8 protein-coding genes are annotated in these 7190 nt (G+C 74.2%); 6 read left to right on the forward strand and 2 right to left on the reverse strand.

The window, feature by feature from the left end; genetic code table 11:
• Positions 1-36: 36 nt before the first annotated feature.
• Positions 37-558, reverse strand: a complete 522-nt coding sequence (locus ACFWWQ_RS05110; protein WP_384590314.1) for a TerD family protein — start codon at positions 556-558, stop codon at positions 37-39.
• A 346-nt stretch (positions 559-904) separates the two neighbouring features.
• A complete protein-coding gene (locus ACFWWQ_RS05115) occupies positions 905-1492 on the reverse strand; it encodes a TetR/AcrR family transcriptional regulator (RefSeq protein WP_384590317.1) in 588 nt (195 codons plus the stop codon).
• Between the two features lie 158 nt (positions 1493-1650).
• On the opposite strand from ACFWWQ_RS05115, the gene ACFWWQ_RS05120 reads away from it, so the two are divergent.
• The 6 genes from ACFWWQ_RS05120 to ACFWWQ_RS05145 all read left to right on the forward strand — a co-directional run bounded on the left by ACFWWQ_RS05120 (position 1651) and on the right by ACFWWQ_RS05145 (position 7100).
• A complete protein-coding gene (locus tag ACFWWQ_RS05120) occupies positions 1651-3063 on the forward strand; it encodes an amidase (protein ID WP_384590320.1) in 1413 nt (470 codons plus the stop codon).
• Between the two features lie 126 nt (positions 3064-3189).
• Positions 3190-3795, forward strand: a complete 606-nt coding sequence (locus ACFWWQ_RS05125) for a YdbC family protein (RefSeq protein ID WP_384590323.1) — start codon at positions 3190-3192, stop codon at positions 3793-3795.
• Positions 3796-3910: 115 nt separating this feature from the next.
• Entirely contained in the window at positions 3911-4570 is a 660-nt protein-coding gene (locus ACFWWQ_RS05130) for a histidine phosphatase family protein (protein ID WP_384590326.1), read from the forward strand.
• A 10-nt stretch (positions 4571-4580) separates the two neighbouring features.
• Positions 4581-5480 (forward strand): ADP-ribosylglycohydrolase family protein, encoded by a 900-nt coding sequence (locus tag ACFWWQ_RS05135; protein ID WP_384590330.1) that lies wholly within the window; start codon positions 4581-4583, stop codon positions 5478-5480.
• 214 nt (positions 5481-5694) lie between these two features.
• Positions 5695-6396, forward strand: coding sequence for a ribonuclease HII (locus ACFWWQ_RS05140; protein ID WP_384590333.1), 702 nt, complete (start codon positions 5695-5697; stop codon positions 6394-6396).
• Positions 6397-6461: 65 nt separating this feature from the next.
• Positions 6462-7100, forward strand: coding sequence for a hypothetical protein (locus ACFWWQ_RS05145; RefSeq protein WP_384590336.1), 639 nt, complete (start codon positions 6462-6464; stop codon positions 7098-7100).
• The last annotated feature ends 90 nt before the right edge of the window (positions 7101-7190 follow it).

Consider the following 7190-nt stretch of genomic DNA (forward strand, 5'->3'; position numbering starts at 1 on the left):
CGGCGGCGCCTGCCGGGTCCCGTACGGGGGCTCCGGTCAGGTCCCCATCAGGGCGGTGAAGGCGTTCGGGTCGGCGTCGAAGCCGCGCAGGCCCTTCTGGAGGCGCCATTCGCCGTCGGCGTCGCGGGCGAACACGGCGACGACCGCCGCTGTCGACGGGGCGACCGAGGCGAAGTCGTCCTGGACGAGGTCGGTGTAGCCCTCACGGATCTGGATCTCGGTGTGGGGCACCTCACCGAAGGTCTTGCGGCCGCCGCCCTGCTGGATGGCGACGCCCACCACGACCCGGGTGTAGCGCTCCGCCAGACGCTCCAGCTCCAGCGTCATGACCTCGTCGGACCCGAAGCCCTGGCCCGTGCGGCTGTCGCGGTTGAGGGTGATGGTGCCGTCGGGGGAGCGGCTGTCGAAGTGGACGAGGTAGACCGGCTTGCCCACGGGGGTGTCCGCCTCGTAGGTCGCGGCGATGAGGTCGAGGTCGTTGTCCGGCTCGCCGACGGGGCTGGGGTCCCACTTGAGCGTGACCTCGGCCTTCTCGATGCCTTTGTTGAGCGTGCTCACCGGGCTTGTCCTTCCGTCGCTTTCCGTCTCACCGGACACGCGGAACGGCTCCGCGCGCGGTCGGCCGCCCCTCCCGGCCCCGGCGGTGAGGCGTACGGCCGGTGGCGGGCAGCCGCGGAGCGTCGGGCGATCCGCCCGTGGTCGTGCGGGCAGCGCGCCATAACACCCCGTTGGATGTCTATGGTGCCATGGCGATGCGCGTACGCGGTGAGGCGAACTGTGCTTGTGGATAACTCCGTTGGTCCGGAATCTGGCCGGATCCGTTGCCCCGTAAGGGTGTGGGGGGAGTGCCCCGATGCGCGGGTTCCGCGACCGGTGGACGGGCTGGTCCCCGGGGCGCCCGGTGTCACTTCTGCGGCTCGCCCCACAGGCGGCACAGGTGGTGGTCCAGGACGTCCAGCGCGGCGGCGGGCGAGATGTGGTCGATCAGTACGTGTGTGGTCAGGCCGTCGACGAGGGCGAGGAGGGCGCGGGCCTCCAGAGAGGCGTCGGCCTCGGGTGCCGCCTGGGCGAGGAGCGCGGTGAACGCCTCCTGGAGTGCGGTGTAGTTGGCGCGCAGGATGTCTGCCAGCGGGCGGCTGACGGTGGCCTGGGCGAGGAACGCGAGCCAGACGCGGGCCTCGGCCCGGTGTTCCTGCCGCAGCAGGGAGAGTTCCGTCGCGGCGTGCCCGAGGGTGGTGCGGGCCGACTGTGCGGGGGACTCGGAGATGCGGGCGGAGACCCGGGTGGTGACGCGTTCGCCGATGTAGGTCAGGGCGAAGGTGAGCATCTCGTCCTTGGTGCGGAAGCAGCGCTGGACCGCCCCCATGGAGACGTCCGCGCGGGCCGCGACGTCCCGGAGGGTGACTCCCTCCAGACCGCGTTCCTCGGCGAGCCGGCAGACGGCGTCGGCGATCTGGCGGCGTCGGCCCTCGTGGTCCACCAGTTTCGGCATGGCACCCCGCTTATTCGATGCGTATGTATCGCCGATTAGGGTACGGTGTTTTTTCGATGCGAATGCATCAGTGCGACTGGTGGGGACCGGAATGCGACAGCGCCGCCCCCGGGATGCGCGCCCGCCCTCCAAGGGCGGGCGGTGGGAGGGGACGAGGCATGCGGGACGCACTGTGGCAAAAGTCGGCGGGCGCGCAAGCGGCGGCCGTGCGCGGGGGAGCGGTGACGGCCACCGCACTGCTGGCGGCGCATCTGGAACGGATCGCCGAGGTCAACCCGGCGGTCAACGCGGTGACCCAGCTGATCGCCGACCGCGCGCACGCCGACGCGGACGCGGTCGACCGCCGCCGGGCGGCAGGCGAGAAGCTGGGTCCGCTGGCCGGGGTGCCGTTCACGGTCAAGGAGACCACCGCCGTCGAGGGCGTCCCGACGACCTTCGGCGCGACCGCGTTCCGGCACGCCACGGCGCGCGCCGATGCGCCCCCGGTGGCGCGGCTGCGCGCCGCCGGTGCCGTCCCTGTGGGGCACACCAACATGCCCACCCTCGTCCTCGCCGGGATGCACACCCGCAGCGAACTGTTCGGCGACACCGCCAACCCCTGGAGCCGCGCGGTCACCCCGGGCGGCTCCAGCGGCGGCGACGGGGCAGCCGTGGCGAGCGGCATGGTGCCTCTCGGCCTCGGCAACGACGCCGGGGGATCGGTGCGCATCCCCGCCGCCTTCTGCGGCGTCGCGGGGCTGAAGCCGACCACGGGCCGGTACCCCGCCGATCACCGCATCGGCCCCGACGATCCCGCCCTGGCCGCCCAGGAGCTGGTGGTCGACGGGCCGCTCGCCCGGACCGTCGCGGACCTGAGGCTGGTCCACGGGGTGCTGGCCGGAGCCGCACCGTGCGACCCGAGGGCCGTACCCGTACCGCCCTTCGGCGTGCCGCTCCCAGCTCCCCTCAAGGTGGCGAAGGTGGCCGACCCCGGGGGCGAAGGGGTGCACCCGTCGGTGCGCGCGGCCGTCGACGCCGCGGCGGACGCCCTGAGCGACGCCGGTTACGAGGTGTGCGAAGTGCCCGACGTCCCGCGTCTGGACGAGACGCTGGAGGCGTACGCCCGGATGACGCTCACCGAGTTCGCCTCCGCATGGCCGCGCCTCAAGCCGCTCCTGGGGGAGGGCGGGCACCGCTACATCGAGTGGTGCATGGCGCGGACCCGCCCCGTGGACCTCGCGGAGTACCTGCGGCTGACGGGTGTGCGCCTGGGCATCCGCCGGGACTGGGCGGCGTTCCTGACGGAGTACCCGCTGGTCCTGGGGCCGGTGTTCACCCTGCCGCCGTTCGCCCCGGGCGAGGAACTGCGCGATCCGGAAAGCTCGTTGCGCCTGCAGCGCGCCATGCGGCTCTGCACCGCCACCAGTTTCGCGGGGCTGCCCGCCGTCGCGGTGCCCGCAGGGACGGCCGACGGGCTGCCCCGCGGCGTCCAGCTCATCGGCCGCCCCTACCGGGAGGACCTGTGCCTGAACGCCGCCGAGGAGGTGGAGCGGCGGCTCGCCGTCCCGGTGCCCATCGACCCCCGCCCGTAGGGCGGTTCGACCGCGACGGGCCCTGGGGCGGCCGGTGGGCGGCGCCCCGCCCGTCGTGCGCGGATCCGCTGATGTTCGCCGGGCGACGGCGGTGATTCCGCCGGTCCCGGGCCGTACGATGGCGCGGTGCTTGTCAAGTGGATTCGCCTCACCGTCGTGGACCGTCGAGGGTTCGAGCGGGGGCAGCGGAAATGGGCGGGACTGCTGGGGGAGCCGGGATTCCGGGGGCAGGGCGGCGGGTGGAGCAGAAGCCGCCCCGGGGTCGCGCACTTCGTGGCCTTCTGGGAGAGCCGGGCGTTCTACGACTCGTTCATGGCCCGCTCCCACGACCGGCTCGCAGCCGCCCAGGTGGGCACCTTCAAGGACAGTCAAGTCCGCCTCTTCGAGCACGAATTCGACGTGAAGGTGGGCTTCGAGCCGGTCTTCGCCGACGTCGACGTCCTGCGGCTGGCCCACTCCCGGGTGCGCGAGGACCGCGTGGAGCACTTCACGCTGATGCAGGAGAAGGTCTGGAACCCGGCGATGGCTGGTTCGCCGGGCATGGTGCGCGGGATGCTGGGGCAGGCGCCGGGGGAGGAGTTCCTGGTGCTGTCGATGTGGCAGTCGGCCGCCGAACGCGGCAAGTATCGCCCGGAGCGGGTGGAGCGGCTGGCCCTGCGCGCCCAGATAGCGGCCGATGTGGAGGCCCTCGCGGGCGACGTCGTCCAGCTAGAACCGGCGTGGACGGTCTGAGCGCACGCCCCCGGGGTGCGCCGCCCGGGTAACGCACGCCCCCTGCGCGCCGCACGGGGCCGACCCCCGTGTCCGGCGGTCGCGGCCTCCGCGCCCAGCGTTCTAGGGTGGCCGCATGGCACGGCCGCGACGCATCGTCCTCATCCGCCACGGAGAGTCGGCGGGGAATGTCGACGACACCGTCTACGAACGCGAGCCGGACCACGCGCTCAGCCTGACGGACAAGGGACGCCACCAGGCCCGCGAGGCCGGTGGCCCGCTCCGCGACATCTTCGGCGACGAACGCGTCTCCGCCTACGTGTCGCCCTACCGCCGCACCCATCAGACCTTCCAGGCACTCGGCCTTGACCTGGACCGCGTCCGCGTCCGCGAGGAGCCACGGCTGCGCGAGCAGGACTGGGGCAACTGGCAAGACCGTGACGACGTACGGCTCCAGAAGGCGTACCGCGACGCCTACGGGCACTTCTTCTACCGCTTCGCCCAGGGGGAGTCCGGCGCCGACGTCTACGACCGGGTCGGCGCGTTCCTGGAGAGCCTGTGGCGCAGCTTCGAGGCCCCCGACCACCCGCCGAACGTCCTGATCATCACGCACGGCCTGACCATGCGGCTGTTCTGCATGCGGTGGTTCCACTGGTCGGTGGCGGAGTTCGAATCGCTCGCCAACCCCGGCAACGCCGAGCGGCGCATCCTCCTCCTCGGCGCCGACGGACGCTACACCCTGGACCGGCCGTTCGAGCGCTGGCGGGAACCGGAGCCGTACGGCATCTCCGGTTAGAGTGCGAGCAATGACCGCCGACGACCGTGACGCAGACCGCCGCGCGCGGGCTCTCGCCAGCCTGCGTGGACTCGCCGTGGGTGACGCCCTCGGCGCCCGCTTCGCCACCCCCGCACACCTCCCCGCCCTCCGGCGTCGGGCCCTGCCGCCCGGACCCTGGCGGTGGACCGACGACACTGAGATGGCCTGCTCCGTCCTGGCGGTCCTCGCCGCCCACGGCCGCATCGACCAGGACGCGCTCGCCCGGTCCTTCGCCGACCACCACCACGCCGACCGCGACTACGGCCCGGCCGTCGACCGCCTGCTGCGGCAGATCCGCGACGGCGCCGACTGGCACGACCTCGCCGCCGCCCTCTTCCAGGGCCACGGCTCCTGGGGCAACGGCGCCGCGATGCGCATCGCCCCGCTGGGCGCCTGGTACGCCGGCGACGCCGAGCAGGCCACCCATCAGGCCGAGATCTCCGCGTACCCCACCCACCAGCACCGCGAGGCCGTGGTGGGCGCCATGGCGGTCGCCGCTGCCGCCGCCCTCGTCGCCGACCCGGAGCACGACACCGGCCCCACGCAGCTGATCGACGACGTCATGGCGCTGATCCCGCGCAGCGCCGTCCAGGCCGGACTCCGCCGCGCCCGGGACATGCTCGACTACGGCGACCCCGGCACCGTCGCCGCCGTCCTCGGCTGCGGCCGCCGCACCAGCGCCCACGACACCGTCCCCTTCACCCTCTGGGCCGCCGCCCGGCACCTCGGCGACTACTCGGCGGCGTTCTGGGCCACCGCCCGGGCCGGGGGCGACGTGGACACCACCTGCGCCATCGTCGGCGGCATCGTCGCCGCCGCCCCCGCCGGAGTCCCGCCCACCGACTGGCTCGACGCCACGGAGCCGCTCCCGGCCTGGGCGCCTGCCTGATCCGTCCGGCGCCGCCCGGCCCGCCCGGGGGCCGCCGCGCCCCGGCGTGCCAACAGGCGCCCAGGCCGGGTGACTTCGCCCCAGGGGAGCGCCGCCCGGCGCCCCATGCCACCCGCCCCGTGCGCCCCCGCGCCCGGCCCCGGTGAGGCGGTCGCACCCTCATCCGGATCCGGTGGCGACGCGCGCCCCGAATAGGCGTACGCTTGCTGGCGCCATGCCGTACGAGCCTCCCACCCATACCGTCGAACGATCACTGCGCGCCACGACGGGCGCCAAGATCGTCGCCGGTGTCGACGAGGTCGGGCGAGGAGCCTGGGCCGGTCCCGTGAGCGTCTGCGCGGCCGTCACCGGCCTGCGCCGCCCGCCCGCCGGACTCACCGATTCCAAGCTGCTGACCCCCAAGCGCCGCACCGACCTCGCCGAGGTCCTCGGCGACTGGGTCACCGCGTACGCCCTGGGGCACTCCTCCCCGGAGGAGATCGACGCCCTGGGCATGACCGCGGCGCTCCGGCTCGCGGCCGTCCGTGCCCTGGAGGCGCTGCCGGTCCGCCCGGACGCGGTCATCCTCGACGGCAAGCACGACTACCTGGGCGCGCCATGGCGGGTCCGCACGGTCATCAAGGGAGACCAGTCCTGCATCGCGGTCGCCGCCGCATCCGTGCTCGCCAAGGTGCGACGCGACGCGATGATGGCCGAACTGGGCGTCGACCACGCCGCGTTCGACTTCGCCGGCAACGCCGGTTACCCCTCCCCGACCCATCGCACCGCCCTGGAGGAGTACGGTCCCACGCCGCACCACCGGGTGTCGTGGTCCTACATGGACGCGTTGCCCCGGTGGCGGCATCTGAAGAAGGTGCGCGTCACCCCTGAAGCAGCCGCTCTGAAGGCCGGTGGCCAACTCGGCTTCGACTTCTGAGCGGTGCGGGCGTCGAGGCGGACCCGCCGACACGTCCCGCACCCACGTTTGATAAACATCCCTTCATGCCTCTCATCCCCGAGGAGCCTCAGATTCACGAGAGTGTCCCGGGTCCCCGCGCTACTCCGGCCGCCGGCCGCACCGCGCCGACCCCCCGACCCGTTCCTGGCCCTGCTCCCCGCCCCGCACCCGGGCGAGGCCCCCACGCGGCCGGAGTCCGTCCGGGCAAGCCCGGCCCGCCAGCTCCGCCGCGGGGGCCCGTCACGGCCCCGCCCGCGCAACGCACCGGCCCGCGCCCCCAGGAGGCTGCCCCCACCGGCGCGCAGCTTCAGCTGATCCCGGCCCCCGCCGACGGCGCCCTGGACGCCGCCGACGAAGCCGTCGATCTGCTGCTGGACGCCGGACGCGCACCGAGCGACATTCTGCTGCTCACGACCGGCGACCCGCACCCCTGGGCCGCGCACGAACTGTCCTTCGGCGAGGCGTCCTACTGGGCGCAGTACGACGCCGCGGACGACGTGTTCTACGCGGACGCCGGCGCCACCCGGCCCGCCGGACGGCCCGTCGTGGTCGTCGCGGTCAACGGCGGCACCGACGAGACCACGGCGCGGGCCCTGCCCGCCGCCCTGGCGCGCGCCGGGGCACTGCTGATCGTCTGCGGCGACCCGCAGCGGATCAACGCCGTGCTCGGCACCTCCGCCTGACCGCTCCCGCACGCCGCGGGCCCCCCGCCCCCCCGCCGGGGGGGCCGGCGGGGGGGGCCGGGGGGGGCGGCGGGGGGGGCGGGGGCCGGG

Origin of the sequence: Streptomyces sp. NPDC059080 (genome assembly GCF_042739975.1) — a bacterium.
GTDB lineage: Bacteria > Actinomycetota > Actinomycetes > Streptomycetales > Streptomycetaceae > Streptomyces > Streptomyces benahoarensis.

Excerpts from the sequence above, each read along its gene's own strand:
- ACFWWQ_RS05145 (WP_384590336.1), top strand. The coding sequence starts at position 6,462 with ATGCCTCTCATCCCCGAGGAGCCTCAGATTCACGAGAGTGTCCCGGGT.
- ACFWWQ_RS05135 (WP_384590330.1), top strand. The coding sequence starts at position 4,581 with ATGACCGCCGACGACCGTGACGCAGACCGCCGCGCGCGGGCTCTCGCC.
- ACFWWQ_RS05120 (WP_384590320.1), top strand. The coding sequence starts at position 1,651 with ATGCGGGACGCACTGTGGCAAAAGTCGGCGGGCGCGCAAGCGGCGGCC.
- ACFWWQ_RS05130 (WP_384590326.1), top strand. The coding sequence starts at position 3,911 with ATGGCACGGCCGCGACGCATCGTCCTCATCCGCCACGGAGAGTCGGCG.
- ACFWWQ_RS05115 (WP_384590317.1), bottom strand. The coding sequence starts at position 1,492 with ATGCCGAAACTGGTGGACCACGAGGGCCGACGCCGCCAGATCGCCGAC.
- ACFWWQ_RS05140 (WP_384590333.1), top strand. The coding sequence starts at position 5,695 with ATGCCGTACGAGCCTCCCACCCATACCGTCGAACGATCACTGCGCGCC.